Source organism: Vibrio wakamikoensis, assembly GCF_050337275.1.
Lineage (GTDB): Bacteria > Pseudomonadota > Gammaproteobacteria > Enterobacterales > Vibrionaceae > Vibrio > Vibrio chaetopteri.
The window spans coordinates 188,667-209,973 of sequence record NZ_JAKJST010000017.1 but is presented as its reverse complement, the minus strand read 5'-3'; the positions used below and the strand labels follow the sequence as shown (position 1 = coordinate 209,973).

General features: G+C 45.9%; 19 protein-coding genes. 14 read left to right on the top strand and 5 right to left on the bottom strand.

What is annotated here, in order from left to right:
- Positions 1-5: 5 nt before the first annotated feature.
- The 6 genes from cysD (at position 6) to wecA (ending at position 6,759) form a co-directional block, all read left to right on the top strand.
- Positions 6-914, top strand: a complete 909-nt coding sequence (cysD, locus tag L4C42_RS09345; RefSeq protein WP_353497636.1) for a sulfate adenylyltransferase subunit CysD — start codon at positions 6-8, stop codon at positions 912-914.
- A gap of 123 nt (positions 915-1,037) precedes the next feature.
- Positions 1,038-1,391: a four helix bundle protein gene (locus L4C42_RS09340; RefSeq protein ID WP_353497635.1), complete on the top strand. Its 354-nt coding sequence runs from the start codon at positions 1,038-1,040 to the stop codon at positions 1,389-1,391.
- Between the two features lie 56 nt (positions 1,392-1,447).
- Entirely contained in the window at positions 1,448-2,854 is a 1,407-nt protein-coding gene (cysN, locus tag L4C42_RS09335) for a sulfate adenylyltransferase subunit CysN (protein ID WP_353497634.1), read from the top strand.
- Positions 2,855-3,192: 338 nt separating this feature from the next.
- Positions 3,193-4,905, top strand: a complete 1,713-nt coding sequence (locus L4C42_RS09330; RefSeq protein WP_353497633.1) for an SLC13 family permease — start codon at positions 3,193-3,195, stop codon at positions 4,903-4,905.
- Between the two features lie 72 nt (positions 4,906-4,977).
- Positions 4,978-5,613: an adenylyl-sulfate kinase gene (gene cysC / locus L4C42_RS09325; protein WP_429760209.1), complete on the top strand. Its 636-nt coding sequence runs from the start codon at positions 4,978-4,980 to the stop codon at positions 5,611-5,613.
- Positions 5,614-5,691: 78 nt separating this feature from the next.
- The gene (wecA, locus tag L4C42_RS09320; RefSeq protein WP_429760207.1) at positions 5,692-6,759 is read left to right on the top strand and encodes a UDP-N-acetylglucosamine--undecaprenyl-phosphate N-acetylglucosaminephosphotransferase; all 1,068 of its coding nucleotides are present in this window, start codon (positions 5,692-5,694) and stop codon (positions 6,757-6,759) included.
- 45 nt (positions 6,760-6,804) lie between these two features.
- Here wecA and L4C42_RS09315 read toward each other — a convergent pair whose 3' ends face one another.
- The 4 genes from L4C42_RS09315 to L4C42_RS09300 all read right to left on the bottom strand — a co-directional run bounded on the left by L4C42_RS09315 (position 6,805) and on the right by L4C42_RS09300 (position 10,915).
- Entirely contained in the window at positions 6,805-9,000 is a 2,196-nt protein-coding gene (locus L4C42_RS09315; protein WP_429760205.1) for a YjbH domain-containing protein, read from the bottom strand.
- Positions 8,993-9,691, bottom strand: a complete 699-nt coding sequence (locus L4C42_RS09310; protein WP_429760204.1) for a capsule biosynthesis GfcC family protein — start codon at positions 9,689-9,691, stop codon at positions 8,993-8,995. Before L4C42_RS09310 ends, L4C42_RS09315 begins: the two co-directional genes overlap by 8 nt.
- Positions 9,692-9,895: 204 nt before the next feature.
- Complete coding sequence (locus L4C42_RS09305) at positions 9,896-10,537, bottom strand: YjbF family lipoprotein (RefSeq protein WP_429760202.1); 642 nt, start codon at positions 10,535-10,537, stop codon at positions 9,896-9,898.
- Between the two features lie 153 nt (positions 10,538-10,690).
- A complete protein-coding gene (locus L4C42_RS09300; protein WP_353497627.1) occupies positions 10,691-10,915 on the bottom strand; it encodes a hypothetical protein in 225 nt (74 codons plus the stop codon).
- Between the two features lie 254 nt (positions 10,916-11,169).
- Here L4C42_RS09300 and rfaD point away from each other — a divergent pair, with 254 nt between their 5' ends.
- The gene (gene rfaD / locus L4C42_RS09295; protein WP_418641879.1) at positions 11,170-12,111 is read left to right on the top strand and encodes an ADP-glyceromanno-heptose 6-epimerase; all 942 of its coding nucleotides are present in this window, start codon (positions 11,170-11,172) and stop codon (positions 12,109-12,111) included.
- A gap of 216 nt (positions 12,112-12,327) precedes the next feature.
- On the opposite strand, the gene L4C42_RS09290 is transcribed toward rfaD, so the two are convergent.
- Positions 12,328-12,615, bottom strand: coding sequence for a hypothetical protein (locus L4C42_RS09290; protein WP_429760199.1), 288 nt, complete (start codon positions 12,613-12,615; stop codon positions 12,328-12,330).
- A gap of 329 nt (positions 12,616-12,944) precedes the next feature.
- On the opposite strand from L4C42_RS09290, the gene L4C42_RS09285 reads away from it, so the two are divergent.
- The 7 genes from L4C42_RS09285 to L4C42_RS09255 are packed head-to-tail and all read left to right on the top strand — an operon-like array spanning position 12,945 to position 21,154.
- On the top strand, positions 12,945-14,714 hold the full coding sequence (locus tag L4C42_RS09285; protein ID WP_429760197.1) for a bifunctional glycosyltransferase family 4 protein/polysaccharide deacetylase: 1,770 nt from the start codon (positions 12,945-12,947) through the stop codon (positions 14,712-14,714).
- Positions 14,711-15,745 (top strand): lipopolysaccharide heptosyltransferase II, encoded by a 1,035-nt coding sequence (gene waaF, locus L4C42_RS09280; protein WP_429760195.1) that lies wholly within the window; start codon positions 14,711-14,713, stop codon positions 15,743-15,745. The genes L4C42_RS09285 and waaF overlap by 4 nt, the downstream gene beginning before the upstream one ends.
- Positions 15,746-15,782: 37 nt before the next feature.
- A complete protein-coding gene (locus L4C42_RS09275; RefSeq protein ID WP_418641876.1) occupies positions 15,783-16,763 on the top strand; it encodes a glycosyltransferase family 2 protein in 981 nt (326 codons plus the stop codon).
- Positions 16,764-16,765: 2 nt separating this feature from the next.
- Positions 16,766-17,170 carry a GtrA family protein gene (locus tag L4C42_RS09270; protein WP_429760193.1) on the top strand — a complete coding sequence of 135 codons (405 nt, stop codon included), beginning with the start codon at positions 16,766-16,768 and terminating at the stop codon, positions 17,168-17,170.
- A gap of 19 nt (positions 17,171-17,189) precedes the next feature.
- Complete coding sequence (locus tag L4C42_RS09265) at positions 17,190-18,605, top strand: 3-deoxy-D-manno-octulosonic acid transferase (protein WP_429760191.1); 1,416 nt, start codon at positions 17,190-17,192, stop codon at positions 18,603-18,605.
- Entirely contained in the window at positions 18,602-19,879 is a 1,278-nt protein-coding gene (gene waaA, locus L4C42_RS09260) for a lipid IV(A) 3-deoxy-D-manno-octulosonic acid transferase (RefSeq protein ID WP_429760189.1), read from the top strand. The genes L4C42_RS09265 and waaA overlap by 4 nt, the downstream gene beginning before the upstream one ends.
- Before the next feature lie 27 nt (positions 19,880-19,906).
- Entirely contained in the window at positions 19,907-21,154 is a 1,248-nt protein-coding gene (locus L4C42_RS09255) for an O-antigen ligase family protein (RefSeq protein WP_429760188.1), read from the top strand.
- The last annotated feature ends 153 nt before the right edge of the window (positions 21,155-21,307 follow it).

Genomic DNA, 21,307 nt, shown 5'->3' with positions numbered 1-21,307 from the left:
AAACTATGGATAACAACAGACTTACACACCTAAAGGCGTTAGAAGCCGAGTCAATTCAGATTATGCGCGAAGTCGCCGCTGAATTTGACAACCCTGTCATGCTTTACTCTATCGGCAAAGACTCTTCAGTACTGCTTCATCTCGCGCGTAAAGCCTTTTACCCAGGTAAAATCCCTTTCCCGCTCATGCATGTTGATACTGATTGGAAATTCAAGGAGATGATCGAGTTTCGTGATCGTCTAGCGAGCGAGTATGACTTTGATTTGATCGTGCACAAAAACCCGGAAGGCTTGGCCATGGGTGTCGGTCCGTTTACACACGGCAGTTCTAAGCATACCGATATTATGAAAACCCAAGGTTTAAAGCAGGCATTAGATAAGTATGGCTTTGACGCCGCTTTTGGTGGTGCCCGTCGTGATGAAGAAAAATCTCGAGCCAAAGAACGTGTTTACTCGTTCCGCGATAAAAACCACCGCTGGGATCCTAAAAACCAACGCCCTGAGCTTTGGAACATCTACAACTCAAAAGTAGAGAAAGGCGAAAGCATTCGTGTGTTCCCTCTGTCAAACTGGACCGAGCTAGATATTTGGCAATACATCTACCTAGAAAACATTGAAATTGTCCCTCTATACCTTTCTGCACCACGCCCTGTTGTGGAGCGCGATGGCACCCTGATTATGGTCGATGATGATCGCATGCCACTAGAAGAAGGCGAAGTACCAGAAATGAAGATGGTTCGCTTCCGCACTTTAGGCTGCTACCCACTCACCGGAGCCGTTGAATCTGAAGCAAAAACATTGCCAGAAATCATTCAAGAGATGTTGCTATGCACCACTTCGGAACGCCAAGGCCGGATGATTGACCATGATTCAGCTGGTTCGATGGAGAAGAAGAAGATGGAAGGCTACTTCTAAGAGTAGCTGAAAGTTCGTAGCTTTTAGCTGACAGCTGTGTGAAGTTAGTCGTAAACATCAAAGTTTGCGAAGGTCGTTCGAGTCCGACTAGTTATTCTTTTTTCATTAGACCTAGGGGGTCATATGAATTTTGAAAAACTAGAAGTTTGGCGCAGAGCAACTAGGCTCTCTGCCAATATTTATAGAGAGACAGAAACGCTAAAAGATTTCGGTTATAGAAATCAACTCACTCGCTCAGGACTCTCTGTACCCAGTAACATAGCGGAAGGAATGACTCGCACAAGCGATCGTGAAAAGATCCGATTTTTAGAAATCAGTCGTTCATCGCTAGCTGAAGCCAGAACACAAATCTACATTGGCTCACAAATAGGTTATTTGCCTAAAGAAATTGCAAACCTATGGCTTCGCGAAACTAAAGAAATCGCAGCCATGCTGACGGGGCTAATGAAAAGTATTAAGCAGGAAGGAGCGAGCTAACAGCTAACAGCTAACAGCTAACAGCTTATCGCCTCTTTTTCTAGAAGGAATTAAAAATGTCACACACATCCAACCTTATTGCTGAAGATATCCAAGAATATCTTCGAGTACATGAAAACAAAGATCTACTGCGCTTTTTAACGTGTGGTAGTGTTGACGATGGCAAATCGACTCTAATCGGTCGTTTGCTTTATGATTCAAAAATGATTTTTGAAGATCAGATGTCAGCGATTGAGAAAGACTCAAAACGCTTTAATACCACTGACGAAGAATTTGACTTAGCACTCTTAGTGGATGGTCTGCAATCAGAGCGTGAGCAAGGCATTACCATCGATGTGGCTTATCGCTACTTCTCGACTGAGCAGCGTAAATTCATTATTGCTGATACTCCAGGGCACGAGCAATATACTCGTAACATGGCGACAGGCGCTTCCACGTGTGACCTTGCTATTATTTTGATTGATGCTCGCCATGGCGTTCAAGTGCAAACTCGTCGTCATAGCTATATTTGTTCATTACTGGGCATTAAACACATCGTTGTAGCTGTGAACAAAATGGATATCGTCGATTACGACCAAGATGTTTACAAGAAAATCAAAGACGACTACCGCGAGTTTTCCAAAGACCTTGAGTTTACAGACATTCGCTTTGTGCCTATTTCTGCTCTTAAAGGCGACAACGTCGTGAACGAGAGCGAGAACATGCCTTGGTACCCTGGCTCTCCACTGATGAAATTGCTCAACTCTGTGAATATTCATCGTGACGGCTTCGAGGCCTTCCGCTTCCCTGTGCAATATGTTAATCGCCCTAACCTCGATTTCCGCGGTTTCGCAGGTACGATTGCCGCTGGTGACATTCGTGTTGGCGACTCAGTGATGGCATTGCCTTCAACCAAACAAAGCAAGGTAAAGTCGATTGTTACTTTTGATGGTGAACTTGAAAAAGCTCACGTTAACCAAGCGGTGACTATCACTCTTGAAGACGAAATCGACGTCAGTCGTGGTGACATGCTAGTACGCCCTCATGAGCAACCGGAGTCGAGCCAATTGGTGGACGCGGATATTGTATGGATGGCAGAAGAACCTCTACATGTTGATCGTCAATATGAGATCAAGGTCGGTGCTAAGTCGGTCTTTGGTGAGATACAGAACATTCATTACAAAGTGGATGTGAACACCATGGAACAACAACCGACGAACCAACTGGCGCTCAACGAAATTGGTCACTGCCAAGTTTCCTTTACCGAGCAAGTGGCTTTCGACGCTTACAATGATAACCGAGCAACAGGCGCGTTTATCATTATTGATCGATTAACGAACATCACTGTTGGTGCAGGTATGATTCGCCGCTCTGTTGAAGGGGTTATCGCCGCAAAAGCGCCAGAGCAGTACTCTGAGTTTGAGCTTGAACTGAATAAGCTGGTAACTAAGCACTTCCCGCATTGGGGAGCGAAAAAGCTTTAGGGAGAGCTTATAGCTGGAAGCTTATAGCTGTCAGCTTTCAGTCAGAGCCTGAGAAGGGGAGCTGGAAGCTTGTAGCTGTCAGCTTTCAGTAAGAACCTGAGATGGGGGAACTGATAGCTGGAAGCTTGTAGCTGTCAGCTTTCAGTAAGAACCTGTGATTGGGGGAACTGATAGCTGGAAGCTTTCAGTAAGAGCCTGAGACGGAGGAACTGATAGCTGGGAGCTTATAGCTGGCAGCTTTCAGTAAGAGCCTGTGATTGGGAGAACTGATAGCTGGAAGCTTATAGCTGATAGCTGCCCCCCCCCTCCTCCTACTGCTGTATTTCTAAGGGAACTGAATGCTAGTTCTTATTGTTTTTGTTTTAACTATTGCGGGGTTGATTCGATTTCAAAGTCGACCTGCGATGGTTTTTGGTGTTGCGTTTATGGTGCTTTTTGCATCGAGTGCAGTATCGACACAAGATGTACTTAACAGTATGTCTAACCAGGGCTTATTAACGCTTGTTTTACTTATGCTTTGCTCGCTGGCGTTGGAAAAGACTCGATTGTTGAGATTAATTGCCGTTCGCGTGTTGCACCAAAGCTACTTACAAACCTGGTTGCGCCTTTTTGGTATTACTGTTGGTGCTTCCGCTATTTTGAACAATACAGCGGTCGTTTCTACCATGTTGGCACCGATTAGGAATAACCCCTATCATCCTGCAAGCAAATTGCTTCTTCCTTTGTCTTATGCTGCTATTCTTGGCGGAACGTTAACGCTGGTTGGTACCTCAACCAATCTTATCGTCAACAGCTTAGTTTTAGATCTTCAATTACCTTCACTTCAGTTTTTTGACTTCACTAAAGTTGGTCTCATGTTGGTTGCCTCATGTGGTGTTACTTTATTGGTGTGTAGCCGTTGGCTGCCGATACATGAACGCGAGTTTAAAGAGACCCAAAGCTACTTTATCGATGCTAAGGTGTTACCAAAATCGAACCTTGTTGGTAAAAGCATTGAACAAAATGGCTTAAGGCATTTGGAATCACTGTTTTTAGTCGAGATCGTTCGTGCAAACCAGCTAATCAGTCCGGTGTCACCAACGGAAGTGTTACAGGTCAATGATCGCCTTATTTTTAGTGGTGATATTCAAAAGGTCATGCAGCTTAGTCAGTTTGACGGGCTTGAAACCTTCGCTCACAACAATGGCCTCCCGTTAGACAATTTAACCGAAGTCGTTATCCGGCCGGAAAGTCACATCGTTGGTCAGACACTGAAAAAAGCAGGATTTCGCGCTAAATTTGACGCCGCGGTGGTCGCTATTCGCCGAGACGGTCAAAGGGTGTCTGGAAAGCTCGGTGAGGTTAAAATAGAAGCAGGCGACGCTTTTGTGCTGGCTGTAGGTTCTGACTTTGCCCATAGACAAAATATCCAGAAGAACTTTATTGTCCTGAGTGGTGTTGAAACTGACTCCATGCTGACAGGTGGCAAAGAAGTTTTAGTTTGTTTAGGTTTCTTTGCTACTATAGCGCTTGCAGCATTTGGATTCATTCCCTTGTTTAAGGGATTATGCATCTTGCTTGGTATTTTGCTTCTAAGCCACTGCCTCTCCGTTAATGAATTGCTCCGAAGGTTTCCCGTCGATATTTGGTTAATCATTGCTTCTGCCTTGGTATTATCTCAAGCGATGACAAATGTCGGCGTACAGTATGTACTGGAAGGGGTAGTCGAAAACTATCTGTCTGGAATGACGGCTCTTACCGCGTTAATCATTGTCTATTTGCTCACATGGTGGTTAACCGAACTGGTCACCAACAACGCTGCTGCCGCACTCATATTTCCAATGGCTGTAGGCTTAGCGGAAGCTATGGGCGCAAATAGTATGGCGTTTATCATGGCCGTTGCTTTTGGTGCCAGCGCAAGCTTTATTAGCCCCTATGGCTATCAAACAAACTTGATGGTTTTCAACGCTGGTAAGTATCGACTCATCGATTTTATTAAAGTGGGCATCCCTGTCAGCATAGTGTATGGGATTACGGCTATTCTGGGGATTGTGACGGTTTATGGGTTGTGAGCTGGGGAAGCTAGCAGCTAACAGCTAAAAGCTAAAAACCCCTGCTCTTACTAACATTTATTTAGAGGATTTATGACTTCACCTTATGTCGAGAAAAATGCGCAGAATGAAAAGTCAAGCGATGTCGTTTGGCACTTAGCTTCTGTGAGTCATGAAGAGCGCGTGACACAGTTAAATCAAAAGCCAGCTATTTTGTGGTTTACAGGGCTTAGTGGCTCTGGGAAATCTACGATCGCAAACGCGGTTGACAAGATGTTATTTGATCTAGGTATCAAAACGTACCTTCTAGATGGCGATAATGTTCGCCATGGTTTAAATGGTGACCTAGGCTTTAGTGATGACGACCGAGTAGAAAACATTCGCCGTGTCAGCGAAGTTGCAAAACTTTTCGTTGATGCAGGTATCATAGTATCAACGGCTTTTATCTCCCCTTTTACATCCGATAGAAAGATAGCAAGGGATCTTGTTGACTCGTCTCAATTTATTGAGATTTTTATTGATACTCCCATTGAGGTCTGCGAAGCTCGGGACCCTAAAGGCTTATATAAAAAAGCTAGATCTGGTGAAATCAAACACTTTACGGGTATATCATCGGCTTATGAGGAGCCAAAAGCTCCAGAGATACATGTGAAGTGCGGAGAAAAAAGTATCGAGCAATGTGCGTCGCAGATTGTGGAATATCTTCGCTACAATAAGTACATTAAGTAACATTTCGCATAAAAAGTGACACAAAGATGTCACGTTTGTCATTCAAGATAATTAATATACAACGTTAAGGAACAAGTGGTGCTTACAACGACAGCTGGCGTGCTCACGGTATCAACCTTGAGCTTATTATCTATGCGAAAAGCAGCTTTACATTATGGCTTTGTCGATAGCCCTTGTAGTAGAAAGCGTCACTCCGGTGACATTCCGCTTGTGGGCGGTGCTTCACTTTTCGTTTCTGTTGTTTTTCTTTGCCTAGCGCAACCTACACTTGTCCCAATGAGCTTTGACTACCTTATTGGGGGGGCTATCTTAGTTATCGTCGGAATGTTTGATGATAAGTATGATATTTCAGCTGGCTTTAGGCTTTTCTTGATGCTTCTCTTGGCTATTTGGCTTGCAAATGTTGGCGGACACAGCATTAATAACCTTGGAGATTTAGCGGGCTTGGGTAAGCTAGATATTCGAGATTTTAGAGTAGCGTTCACTGCAGTAGCATTGATAGGATGTATTACAGCATTTAATATGGTCGATGGCGCTGATGGACTATTGAGTGTTCTTGCTAGTGTCACTTTCCTTGGGTTAGCCACTATTTTTTATGCGTGTGGTGAGCTTAACCTTACCTATTTTTGTCTATTGTTTATATTGGCGATGATACCTTATGCGGTTTGTAATCTGAATATTATCCCAAACTGCTCACTAAGAGTCTTTATGGGGGACTCTGGAAGCTTCCTGATTGGGTTTACTGTGATTTGGCTAATGATTGCAGCCACCAAAACGTCAGAATTCCCTTCAGCAGAGCCTATGATGCGTCCAGTCACAGCACTTTGGCTTATCGCTGTGCCGCTGATGGATATGGCAATGGTCATGCTGCGAAGAATGAAAAGTCGACGGTCTCCATTTTCCGCCGATCGGTTGCACTTACATCATATCTGTACGCGCCTAAAATTGGGTCGCTACCAAAGCCTTTTCATCATCGGCAGTATATCACTCGCACATGCTCTTGTTGGAGTAGCAGGAGAGATGCTGCAAATCCGAGAGTCTATCATGCTCGCTCTATTCCTCTTATCGTTCCTCATGTATGTGCTGTCCATTAGCTACATCTGGAAACTGACAACCTTCCTCAGACACCGATTAAACATTCGCTAATATCTGTCATAAGTTAATCCATGTCTGAGAATATTAAAGAACGAGTTACTCGACTTTGCTGGGCCTTGACGTCCAAGGTGATCTAGCGTCCGTTACACTGAACAGCTCGTATTTACGCCCTAGCATCTGTCCACCATCACGAGTAAGTGGCTGCCAGTTAAAGAAGGCTCGATTCGCGCTTGGTTTTACCGTCATGATGTCAAACGGTATTGATACATAAAAACCCTTGGTAAAGCTGCCTTCACCAAACTCTTCTGAGCTTAAATTAGTAAAGCTTGCGTAGGCACCGGCAATCACACCGCTTTTAAACTGTTTTGAGAAGTCTAAACGGGTTCCCACATCGCCAGCGAGGAACTGACCAAACCCAACCTTAAATAGCGTGCTATCTAGGAAAGACCATTGCGGCATGTAGTAGCCGGTGACAAAGCCGGTGGTTTGATTGACAGCGGCCTTAAATGGTCTGCCAAACTCAGGGATGTTTTGGTCTTCTTGGTCGAACACGCCAAAAGCACTTCTTGGGTCGCGCTGCGATACTAAGTTGATGTCTGCGCTGATCGCCCAGTTTTTATTCAGCGGACGATAGAGTAGCTCACCACCAGCACCAGCAAACATGGTTTCTAAGTAACCGCCATAGGCTTGGCCATAAAATCCATTACCAAATTCTTGAAAGTAAGTCGCCTGAAGGTTTTTTACCCACAAGGCGTTGTCTGACACATAGGCTCTAAATAGGGTTCTTACTCGCGGCACATCTGTGCCATCCGGTGGGACGATGTAATTAAACTTGTCGTAGTTATCGACAACATTGAGGTGCAAGGTGCCAGATAGGTTAAGGTTTTTCGTAGCCCACACATCCGCCGTGCCATCGATACCTAGCTCATACAGATAGAAGTTCTCGGCTGAGCCTATCGACTGTGCTAGCGTTGGCCTAAACGAATATTGGAGACGGTCAAAGCCGTCAAACTCTGTTTCTGCGCTGGTTTTACCCTCTACCTCTTTTTCTAAAATAGCATCGGTCAACTCGCGATCTAACGGCTGTTGCTGTGCGATTTGCTTGAATGAGTCAGCATCAATTTGAGTTTCGGTTTGTGGCAAATTGAGATTGGTTTCGATGATGTTGTAAGTGGTGATTTCTCCCGGCAAATGGTTGGCTAGAATGCGGCCTGCACGCTCACGTGCCTCGTCTCGATTTCGGTATTTTTTCTGCTTACCGACAATCGTTACGGTATCGCCACTACGCTGAATCGCGACATCATCATAGCCAGCAATAGTATTTAACTCACCGGCCAGTTTGTCCCAATCAACCTTATCTACACTATTGGCTACTTGCGCTGGGCGGGGTTCTGGCATTGGCTCATCCAACCAATACGCTTTTGTGTCGTTAAAGTTAGTCCGAAGCGTCACACCCAATGCAACCGCATTGCCACGCTGATAACTGGCACGAATATCACCCCAGTCACCGACACGATAAAGCGCGCCAACGTTCCAAGGTGTTGCTGGTGTCATGTCAACGCCAGCACGAACAACAGGAAAATCTTGCGAGTAGTCATTTGAGTCGTATTCAAGCTTTAGACGCAGCGGCTGCCAAGGCGTTTGGTATTCGATGCCGCCGAATAGTGCAGCTGGTCCTTTAAACCAGCGTTCATAATCGACCATACCACCCGACCCTTTGGTATCTGAAGGACGTGTACAATAACCATCACTCATTTTGCAAAACGGGTTGGCGATATTGTCGCGGGTGCCCAGATAGCCCCAGCCCATTCCTAAGGTGAAATCAAAATTGCCAAAGCGCTTTGTAGCAGCAACAAACTCACCATCGAAGAGTCCAGTACCGCCAAAATCTCTAAAGCCTACCGAGGTTTCTGGCAGGTAGTCGCCTTCTTCTAATAAGCGGATCTTAAAATCTATCCCTTTATCTGTGTATTTAGTATCGCCGCTAAAACTTGGGTCACTACTGTAGAGTATGTCCTGCACTAGGGTGTAACGAATGGTGGTTTCCAACCAAGGCATCAACTGCAAGCTAACGTTGTATTTATGGTAGTGTTCGGTCCAGTCACCATTAATACTAAACTCCCCTTCCGCAGCCATTCGCCCTGTTGGCATTTGCATAAGGCCTACACCACCAAAGTCCGATTGTGATGGCGTTAATGTCGCAGGCTTAAACACATCGGCATGGGTTGCTGCACTTAATACTGTGGCTATCGCCACGGACAACATCGAAGGCGTTAATCGCTTATTATTCATTGTGATTCACCTTGTGGCGCAGCAGGTCGACTATGTCTTGGTTTAGATTTGAAAAGTCTGATGGCAGGGATTTAATGGGTACGTAAACTATTGAACCGGGTGCCAGAAAATGAGGTTGGAAGTTCCATAACCCATAGGCGAACTCCATCACTTTGCCGTCTGGCTGAATGACGAAAGCCGCGCTGTGGCTGGCGCTGTTTAGGCGAATGTCGCCTAGTGCATTAAAGTAATCCGCTAAAAACCATTGTGCTTTATGATCAATAGTTTCCGGCTGATTTACTGCGCCTAAAAATTTTACCTTGTTATTGCGTGCGCCTATATTGAGTTGATAGTGACCGACCAATTGTGGATTGCCATTTCGTAGTGATTGCACCAAGTCATAATCTAGTGACGTGAATTCACGATAGTGAAATTGAGAGCTTTCGATTTGGTCTAGAATCTTGTCTGCACCAATGCTCGCATCGTATGCTTGGAGCGCTTCAAGCTGAGCAAGGACTTGAGCTTTCTTGCTATCAATAACCGGTTGCTTGTCTTGGGAGAATAACTGAGCTTGCACATAGTCCAATTGCACATTCGAGAACCGTGCTTGTTTATTAGCATCTCTTAGGATCGTGTCCAGTCTCGCCGGTTGAGGATAGTCCAGCCTAACCGACTGCTGTGGCAACATGATCGATAATTCGGCACTGCTCACGGGGAAAGCTGCCACAACAGCCGTAAAAACAATAAGGGGATAAGCCATTACTCGCGGCAGAAGTACTTGCGACAGCGGTACCCGCGACAGAAAGCGGCTTTGTAGGCATCTAATATTTCGCCATCCGTGATAGAACATGCAGTTTCCTTAATCAATAGCTGCGCCCAAACCCAAAGCTGAATAGTAGCGCTGCTATCAAAGTGATTACATCGAAGGTTGTTTTAGTACTGTGAATTCGACTTTGGCCATTTGCGGGCCGATATGCTCGATCGAGCGGACGGTTTTGCCCGTTTTACTGTCTTGCCAATATTCATTAATTAGCGAATGGTCAAGCGCATCAAACTGCACTCGCTCGCTGTATTTTTCCGTTTGATAGTTGGCGACAGAGGTGTGAATGGTTTCATTTCCATCGCTCCATCGATTGGCAATACCTTGATATCCATAACGATAATCTGGCATCCAATCATAATTCACTTGCCAAGAATTGGCGGTTTGCTCTGTTCTGGTCACACCTTGAAGGTTATCACCAAAGAGACCTATGGTTTTCACGAGTCTGCCCTTTTCGTAGACGAACAAGGCACGGTCTGAAGACATCCATTTATACTGAGTGACACCCGTAGCCGTATTAGGCTCAGCAAATGCTAAAACGACAAAGATCTGGGCGCCATCGTTAATTCGAATGTATGCACTAGCGTATGGGAGAGCCCTGATTTCCTCAGCAGTCATCACAACATCATCGGCACCTAAAAAAGCCTCAGACAAGGTGGCGTTTACGTCTTGGAAACGTTGAGAGCAAGCCGTTAAAGCCAATAACGAGCACATAATGAGCGTGGATTTAAACTTCAATACATCATCCGGCAGTAGGTTCAGCGCAAGCCAATGGCGCTATATACGATATGTAAAAAGTCTCTACTCGAGAGAGTAGAGTAAAACAACTATTGAGAGAAAATAACGCTCTCTCTACAAGCAATAAGTAAAGAGAGCGTGCATCAACAACAATTACTTAGTAGTAGAAACTGATGTTGTTGTCGCGTTGTTGTCATCAGCTGATGCAACTGCAACCACTGCTACTGCAGCTGCAGTACCAATTACAATACCGCCAGTCAAAGCTGAACCTGCTGCTGCACCACCTGCGCCAGCGCCTGCTGCGCCGCCTTCAGCTTCTGCAAATGCTGGGCTAGCCATACCTGCTGCAATCGCCATGATTAATGCGATTTTTTTCATGGTTATTTCCTTTTACTCAATTATCGATAATTCAGTGCATCTAATTGAACACACTGACTTCCAATGTTAGTCCATTGTATAAAGCATTGTAAACGGTATTATTTTTACAGTTTGCTGACAAATGATATTTTTTGAGCGTTCAATCACACTTTGTCAACCTGAGTTCTTGCGCTCTGCTACCAAGGAACTCCTTTGAAGACCTTAGTAAATCTTATATACTTCAAGTCATTATCCCACTCAATTTGGAACATTTTATGATCATTGTAACTGGTGGCGCTGGCATGATTGGCAGCAATATTATCAAGGCACTTAACGCGGCTGGCTTGAATGATATTTTGGTTGTCGACAACCTAAAAAATGGACGTAAGTTCAAAAACTTAGTTGACCTAGACATCACAGACTACATGGATCGTGATGACTTCCTTACTCAAGTTATGGCGGGTGATGACTTCGGTCCCATTGAAGCGGTCTTCCATGAAGGCGCTTGCTCAGCAACAACCGAGTGGGATGGCAAATATGTAATGCTAAATAACTATGAGTATTCAAAAGAGCTACTGCATTACTGTTTAGATCGTGAAATTCCATTTTTGTATGCGTCATCCGCTGCAACTTATGGCGAAACAACCGTATTCAAAGAAGAGCGCCAATATGAAGGTGCACTTAATGTCTACGGTTACTCAAAGCAGCAGTTTGATAACTATGTTCGTCGTCTTTGGGCTGATGCTGAAGCGCATGGTGAGCAACTTTCACAAGTTACTGGCTTCCGCTATTTCAATGTGTACGGCCCTCGTGAGCAACACAAAGGCAGTATGGCATCGGTAGCGTTCCACCTAAACAATCAGATGAATGCGGGTGAGAATCCAAAACTGTTTGAAGGCAGTGCGCACTTTAAGCGTGACTTTGTTTACGTTGGCGATGTAGCGAAAGTAAACCTTTGGTTCATGGAAAATGGTGTGTCAGGTATCTATAACTGCGGTACTGGTAATGCAGAGACATTTGAAGCTATTGCTCAGGCTGCGATTAAGCATCACGGCAAAGGTGAGATTGAGAATATTCCTTTCCCAGATCATCTAAAAGGTGCATACCAAGAGTTCACTCAGGCGGATTTGACGAACTTGCGTGCTGCGGGTTGTGATGTTGAGTTTAAGACGGTTGCTGAGGGTGTGGCTGAGTATTTGGCGATTGTGAATAAGTAGGGTCGCTGAGGTCGCCATTCCTGGGGGACAGGAATCTTAGTTAAGGCTTGGTGCACGCTGATGGTAGATCCCTGCCTGCGCAGGCGCGCGGCTAGTGGGATGACGATATCTGTTGGTAGTGCGAAACACACAACGCCGTCATTCCTGCGTAGGCAGGAATCTTGGTTAAGGCTTGGTGCACGCTGATGGTAGATCCCTGCCTGCGCAGGCGCGCGGCTAGTGGGATGACGATATCTGTTGGTAGTGCGAAACACACAACGCCGTCATTCCTGCGTAGGCAGGAATCTTGGTTAAGGCTTGGTGCGCGCTGATGGTAGATCCCTGCCTGCGCAGGCTCGCGGCTAGTGGGATGACGATATCTGTTGGTAGTGCGAAACACACTACGCCGTCATTCCTGCGTAGGCAGGAATCTTGGTTAAGGCTTGGTGCGCGCTGATGGTAGATCCCTGCCTGCGCAGGCGCGCGGCTAGTGGGATGACGATATCTGTTGGTAGTGCGAAACACGCAGCGCCGTCATTCCTGTGCAGACAGGAATCTTGGTTAAGGCTTGGTGCGCGCTGATGGTAGATCCCTGCCTGCGCAGGGATGACGACACTAACATGGATGACGATCTATTGGATGATAGTATCGTTGGAATATGAGCCTAACAGCTTGCGTCATTCCTGTGAAGACAGGAATCTTAGTTGAGGCTTGGTGCACGCTGATGGTAGATCCCTGCCTGCGCAGGCGCGCGGCTAGTGGGATGACGATATTGGCAGGGATGACGATATCATTTGAATGACGATATCACTGAGATAGCGACACAATAAAGAACAATCTAAAAGAGTTTATTAATGAACATTCTTATGGCTCTGTCCCAGCTAGAAGTGACTGGGGCTGAGGTTTACGCTACTACGGTAGGTAATGAACTGACTGCTCGGGGCCATAACGTGTTTTATGTCTCTGACACTTTGACCAAGCCACACAAAGGCGATTTTTTCTCACTGCGTTTCAATAAGCGCAGTGTGCCGCGTCGTTTCTGGCATGTGGGTTATCTCGTATACCTTATCAAGAAGCACAATATTCAGTTGGTTCATGCCCACTCACGGGCATCGAGCTGGAGCTGTCACGTCGCGTGCAAAATCACTAACACGCCAATGGTCACAACCGTGCATGGTCGCCAACCTGTGCATGCCTCACGCAAGAAGTTTCATGCTATGGGCGATAAGGCTCTACCGGTTTGTGAGGCGATTCGTGACCAACTCCATAACGACTTAGCAGTGCCGATGGAACAAATGGAAGTGAGCCGTAACGGCATTGAAACGTCAAGCTTCCAATGGCTTGACGCACCAAACAACACTAAACCTGTCGTCACTATTGTTGGCCGTTTGAGCGGTCCAAAAGGTGAACTGTGTTATCGCCTACTCGATGAGTGTTTAGATGCCGGAAAATACGATATTCGAGTCGTCACGGGTTCTAAGTTTGAGTCACGATTTGAGAAGTTTTCATCAAGCGTCAACTTTGTGGGCTACACCGATGATGTACCTGCCATGCTTGGTGAAGCGGATTTAGTGATCGGCGCAGGCCGCGTCGCAATGGAAGCACTGCTTTGCGGCAGACCGACGCTTGCTATTGGTGAAGCGACTTGCATTGGCATTGTCGATGAAAACAATGTCGACGAGGCCATGGCGACGAACTTTGGTGATATTGGCCCGGTGGATCTCGATATCGACTTTACCCAAATTGCCGCTCTGGTCGAAAAAGGGCTAAGTAGTTCGCATTGCTCGCAAACCACCAGCGAGACCATTCGCGGCAATTATAGTCTGACCAATATTGTCGATGATATTGAACGTATTTACCAAGACATCTACGTCACCACGCTAAGGCGTGAAATGCCTGTCATCATGTACCATCGCTTCATCAAAGATGACAGTGGCAAAGGTGTTCACGGTACGTATCTGCATATTGATATGTTCGATAAGCATATGGCGCTGCTCAAAAAAATGGGCTTTGAAACCTTAACGTTTGAAGACTTGCAAGATGGTCGTCTCATCCGACGCTTAGATGCCAACAAGCGTTATATCATGTTGACGGTCGATGATGGCTACGTGGACAACTTAGAACTGATGCTTCCCGTTCTACAAAAACATGACTTTAAGGCCGTGGTGTATGTGGTCACTGGTGAGACCTTTAATCGCTGGGATGTAGAAAACCCATCAAACCCTGAGAAATCCGTGCCCCTGATGAACGCTAAACAAGTCAAACAATTGGCAGGGTCGGGACATATCGAGATTGGAGGTCACACTCTCACCCACCCGAAACTCGATACTTTGACCGATGAACAGCAGCGTTTCGAAATTATCGAAAACAAGAAGGCGCTTGAGGCGACACTGGGTAAATCACTCACGTCGTTTGCCTACCCATTTGGTGAGCACAATCAAGCGTCTAAGCAAATCGCTAAAGAAGCGGGCTACCAATACGCGGTCGCGACCAACTCTGGTCCTTTAGCGTTTCATCAAGACCCTTATCAAGTTCGCCGTATCGCTATTTTCCCGAAAACTGATGTATTTGGGCTCTGGCGCAAAGTGCGTGGCAATTACCTATTTAGAAAAGTGAAAACATGAAGATCCTAGTCATAGGCCCCTCATGGGTCGGCGATATGGTGATGTCGCAAAGTCTCTATATTGAGCTAAAAAACCGCTATCCAGAGGCGACCATTGATGTGCTTGCACCCGCTTGGTGTGAGCCAATTCTCGGGCGAATGCCACAAGTCAATCGCTCCATTGAAATGCCTATCGGGCATGGTGCTTTCGATTTAAAAGGGCGCTGGCGCATTGGCCGACAACTCAAGCAGCAAGGTTATACGCATGCCTACGTGCTACCTAATTCTGCAAAATCAGCATTAATACCGCTATTTGCTGGGATCTCTAACCGTATTGGCTGGAAAGGCGAAACTCGTTATGGCCTGCTAACCGATTTACGCCCGAACAAGCGTATTTTTCAATATTATGTGGAACGATTTGTCGCGTTAGCGAGTCAAAAAGACGCTATGTTGGATGAAGTGCGATTGGACACTTGCCCAAGACCTAAGCTATCTGTTGATACGCAGGTTCAAAAACAAACGTTGACCAAGTTCTCGCTAACCAACGACAGAATCGCGATTGGCATGTGTCCTGGCGCTGAGTTTGGTCCTGCGAAACGCTGGCCAGATGCGCACTACGCTAAGGTTGCCCAGCACGCTATTGATGCTGGCAAGCAAGTTTGGCTGTTCGGCTCGGCCAAAGATCGCGAAGTCACTGAAAAAATTCGCAATGCTCTGACGCCAGAGGCACAGCAACATTGTTATAACGTGGCGGGTAACACCTCGCTTATTGAAGCGGTGGATTTACTGGCGGCTTGCGACACCGTGATCAGTAATGATTCGGGGCTCATGCATGTCTCTGCGGCGGTTGGCTGTAATATTGTCGCGATTTATGGCTCGAGCTCACCAGACTATACGCCACCTCTCGGTGATCGTGTACAGATCGTCAATACTGATATAGAGTGTCGACCATGTTTTAAGCGTGAATGCCCACTGGGTCATATGAATTGTTTGAAACAGTTAGAACCGAGTACGGTTATTGCCAAGCTTGCAGCTCTAGATATTCAATCGTGATGAAAACGACACAACAAATATTGTTCAGAGAAAAAGAATGACAACGAATAGCCCGACCATCTCCATCATCTGCCCTTGCTATAACGAAGAGCAAGTGGTGAGCTTGTTTATGGAGCGTATCACTACGGTTTTACAGCAAACCGAGTATGACTACGAAGTAATTCTGATCAACGATGGCAGTAAAGACAATACACTATCGGTGATCAAGCAGCTACAGCAGCAAGATGCCCATATCCGTGTCGTCAATTTATCAAGAAACTTTGGCAAAGAAGCAGCACTGACCGCTGGTATCGATCTTGCCCGTGGCGAAGTGCTGATCCCAATTGATGCAGATCTGCAAGATCCACCTGAGCTTATTCACGATTTTCTCGAAAAGTGGCGAGAAGGTTATGACGTGGTTGTGGCAAAACGTGCCGATCGCAGCACCGACTCGTGGGCGAAAAAATTCTCTGCCGAGATGTTTTATAAATTTCACAACGCCGTAGCTCAAGTCGATATTCCAGAAAACGTGGGGGACTTTCGCTTAATCAATCGCCGCGTAGTCAATGCCATTCAACTGTTGCCTGAAAACCAACGTTTTATGAAAGGCATTTTCTCTTGGGTGGGTTTTAAAACTGCTGTGGTCGAGTACAAGCGTGAAGCACGTGAAGCGGGTGAAACCAGCTTTAACGGCTGGAAACTGTGGAACTTTGCTCTTGATGGTATTACCAGCTTTAGTACTGCGCCACTTCGTATTTGGCTCTATATTGGCTCGTTTATCTCGGCTCTTGCTTTTATTTATGGCAGCTTCACCGTGGTAAAAACCCTCATCTACGGTATTGATGCTCCTGGTTATGCCTCGACCATCACCATCATGCTATTCCTTGGTGGTGTGCAGTTAATTGGCATCGGTGTTATGGGAGAGTATATTGGGCGCCTGTATATGGAATCCAAACGAAGACCAACCTATATCATTGAAGAAGATAGCATTGGTTCACCTTCAATCGTCAAGTCACAAGACGACAACTCGAGCCAGTAACGATGCGAGCGCTGCTTGACCGACTGCTTCAGTATCGCCTTGTCCGTTTCGCCCTCACGGGAGGAATGGCGACCGCTATTCACATTGCTGTCGCCTTTAGCTTTATTCACCTAGTCAAAGACAGTGTGCTGTACGCCAATATTGTTGGCTTCTCAATCGCGTTTGTCTTTTCTTATTTTGCCCAGACGGTATTGGTGTTTAGACACAAGGTCAATCTGGGTAATGCGCTGCGCTTTTTTATGGTGCAGTTTGGCGCTTTAATGATTTCACAAGCGATAAGTGAACTGTTCTCTGACTGGAATAGCTACATTCGTATACTGATGGTCGTCGTTATATTACCCATCATCACCTACCTTATTCACAAAGTGTGGACCTATTCCGGCTCCTCAGAGTCCACACCTCACTAACCGCTCTAAAGAGTCTTATATGAACCAACATTCCATCGCAGAACGACATTTTCATTGGATTTACGCTTTAGGCTTTGCCGTTGGTCTCGCGTTTACGTTCCTGTATGCACAAAACCAGATCCTCACTGGTGATCAAACGCAAATGCTCTATAAGGGTTATTTGGGTGCCTACCAGGATACCTGGTTGAGCTATGGTAATGCGGCTAGTGCAGTAGGGAATGTTCCTGGCTCACTGTCGACGTGGCTTATTGGGCTACCATTGTTGGTTTGGGATTCACCTTGGTCTCCAATGGTGCTGCTCATTGCCCTGCGCATTGTTTCTCTCGTGCTTCTGGACAATGTGATTAAAACCATGATGCCTGAAAAAGATAACTCGCTAACGCGATTATTATTTCTTGCGATCTACTGGCTAAACCCTTGGTTCTTATACGATAGCCTGCTGTATAACCCGTCATATTTGTGTCTGTTTGCTGCCATGCACCTTTGGTCTGCTACCAAAATGAGCCAAAGCAAATCTTTTGGGTATACGTTTATCCACGTACTCTCAATCGGTCTGGCGATGCAACTGCATTACTCATGGCCAATTTTAGCGGTGATTTCTGTTTATCTTTTCTATCGCCAAATGGGTCAAGTCTCTTGGCTTGGGGCGATTTCAGCCGTGATTGCTTTGGTGCTATCACTGGTACCCTACTTACAAGAGTATGCCGTCAATGACGAACTTTCTCGCGAGAGTGACCGCTATATTGGTTATGGTCTGGTTCATGTATACCCGGTTCTTAAAGCCCTACTTTACTGGCTACGATACGGTTCAATGCTGTTTTCAAACAAAGTGATTGCTTATGGGGAGTTTGATTGGCTAACCCAAATACAATGGTTGAAACTCTCAGCGCTAACTCTATGGAAAACGCTTGTGTTTGTGGTTGGCGCGGCAACCGTTGTCATCTCAGCAAGATTCAACTGGCTTTGGTGGAAACGTGTTAAACCACTCTGCCTCAGAGGTCGTGGGAACGTAGAAAAACAACAATGGCTTGAATTGTATGCATTTGGCGCAGTCGTCGGTGTACTCATTAGTGCGGCATTGTCTCCAATTACGTTCTCATATTGGCACTTGATCTTAGTGTACCCATTCGCCATTTTGCCAATCCTCATTGGGATTCGTAGTGTCTTGGTATCAAAAGAGTCAGGGATCATGGCTCCAAGTAAACTAACGCGTTTTGTAAAGCGTTATAAGTTCACCTCATATGTCGCAACTTGGTTCACCTATCCAGAAAAGCGCTTGTTATTGCTAAAAGCGGCGCTAGGTTACTTATTGGTGCTGAATCTGCTCGCTTCACACGACAGCATCAAGTATTCCTATAACGCTGACTATGTGCAGCAGACCGAACATTACTTAATGGAAGAGTCACTGATTAGCCCGAACGTGAAATCACAATGATAGTTCGCTTCGTTTATACGTTATTACTTGCTATCGTCGCTCCGGTATTCCTGTATGGCTTATTTAAGTCCAAACTAGGAAAGCCGAGTGTCGGTAAGCGCTGGCGAGAGCACTTTGGCGTAACGCCTCCTTTAAAGCGTTCCAGTAAATCCGTCATTTGGTTTCATGCTGTCTCTGTTGGCGAAGTTATTGCGGTAACTCCTCTTATTAAACGATACGTCGCAGAAAACCCTAACAGCCAAATAGTCATCACCACGACAACTCCAACGGGTGCAGAACAAGCTGAAAAACTGAGTCATATTGCCGAGCACAGATATATGCCGCTCGACTTTTGTTTTGCAGTCAAACGCTTCATGCGCGTGATTAAGCCGTCAAAAATGATCATCGTCGAAACTGAGCTTTGGCCAAATACGTTGCACAGCGTCGCGCACGCTGGCGTACCGATCACCGTGATCAACGCTCGCTTATCGGAGCGCTCTTGTCGCCGCTATCAAAGAATACAGCCACTATTCAATACCATTGCCCCTACAATTTCTGTACTTTGCTGTCAGTTTGACGACGATGCGAATCGCTTTAAACGCTTGGGTGTCGCATCGGAGCGAATTTACGTAACCGGGTCGATAAAATTTGATATCCATGTTTCTGAGCAGCAAATTGAACAAGGGCGTTCACTGAGAGCCTCTTTCGGGCAAGAACGACCTGTTTGGATTGCGGCTAGCACACACAATGGCGAAGATGAGCACATTCTCGAAGTGCATCGACAGTTACTGCATAAGCACCCGGATCTTCTTTTGATCATTGTCCCCAGACACCCAGAACGATTTAACGATGTAGCTAAGCTATGTCACGATCACGGCTTTAATACCAAAAAACGCTCTGAAATGGCTTCTGCGCTAACAGCTAAAACCTCAATTGTGGTAGGAGATACCATGGGAGAAATGATGACATATCTCGCCGCAAGCGATGTGTGCTTCATGGGCGGTAGCTTACTCGGTAAAAAAGTGGGCGGACACAATTTACTTGAACCCGCAGCCATCGGGATTCCTAGTCTCATCGGGCCAAGCTACTTTAACTTTAAAGAGATTACTCAACAGCTCGTTGACAACCAGGGTACGATTGTTTGCGAGAATACTGAGCAAATTTTTTGTTCTGTCTCTAAACTCATAGAAAAACCGTCTCTTGCGTCAACCATGGGTAGCGCAAGCCAACAGGTGGTTCGTCAAAACCAAGGAGCATTAACCCGCACCTTAGACAGCCTCTCTACACCCGTTTAATCTGCCGTAAATAGACATCGAATCACTATGAATACTAATTACTCTAGCGCTCCAGCCTGGATAAACACGTTAAGCGCCCTATTCATCGCTCTTTTTTTTGCGTCTTATTTCAATGAAGGCTTCAATGTGTTTTCTGCCTTGTTGGCTTTAACAGCAATTGCAACCTTGGTCTATCATCGGAAAGGGGAAACTAGGCCAAAGATAAAAGAACTACAACTACTCAATTGGACGTTTGGCTTGTTTGCTATTCACCTAGCAATCATCACCTTAAGCGCCTATTTAGATCTTGATACTCGAAGTATTGGGAGTTCAATTGAGTACCCAGCTAAAGCCTTACTATTGTGTATCGTCAGTTACGCGGTCATATTCACCAAAGTATCAATAAAATCATTATGTTACGGGTTGACTTTAGGTGCGTTTCTAGGGTGCCTAATCTCTGGTTTTAATGTCTATATTGACCATATCCGTGGTTTCGCTGCGCTCATGCCAATTCAAAAAGGCAATGCCGCTATCTTGTTTTCCTCACTCTTGTTTACACTTTCACTCTATTGGCACAAGTCCCAGCAAAAACTGGCGTGGTTTTGCCTACTTGGCGCAAATTTAGCACTTGCTGCGAGTGTATTGTCACTCAGCCGAGGTGGGTGGATACTAGCGCCACTGACTTACTTGATAGCCGCAGCGGTCTTTTTCAAACAAGTATCCCGCCGCTACCTAGCTATCGCATTTTTATCGCTGTTTGCTACCCTCTTGTTAGTCGTTGTTACTGCACCGCTCAGTATTGAAGATCGCGTTGCTGTCGTTGCTAGCGAAGCGCAATCTGAGCAAGGATCCGTTGGTGTACGCATTGAAATGTGGAAGTTTGCATGGCAGTTGTTCTTAGATAAGCCTCTGCTTGGCTGGGGGGAGCACGCATTACAACCTCGCTTAGACCTAGCGGTTGCCACTGGCGAGCTATCAGAGTACGCGCGTGGTTTTAATGGCAACGCTCATAACTCCTACCTCAATGCCCTGTCGCAACGGGGAGTCATTGGTTTTGTCGGATTAATGGCCTTTTTAGCCGTTCCTGGCATCTTCTACTTAAGCAATCTAGTTAAGGCAAAGGGCGCAGAAACAAAGCTTTGTGCAACCCTTGGAGGAGTCAACATTCTCTCTACAGCAGGTTTTTGCGTTTCTCAAGCCCACTTCCTTCACAATGAAGGCATCGTGCTCTACGCGACCACCAACGCCATCTTACTCGGGTTCCTCATACGAGCTAAACACGCAGAAAATCATTAGCTCCAAGTAACAATTCTGGGACTGAGAATGAATTAAACAAAAGACATTCCATCCGCTCATTTCAGCGTAAACCGATGGGTTTTGTTATACTGTTCAAGAAATTAAACAATACTTAAACTATGTTTTCCCATTCGCTATTTGTGCAAAGTAGCT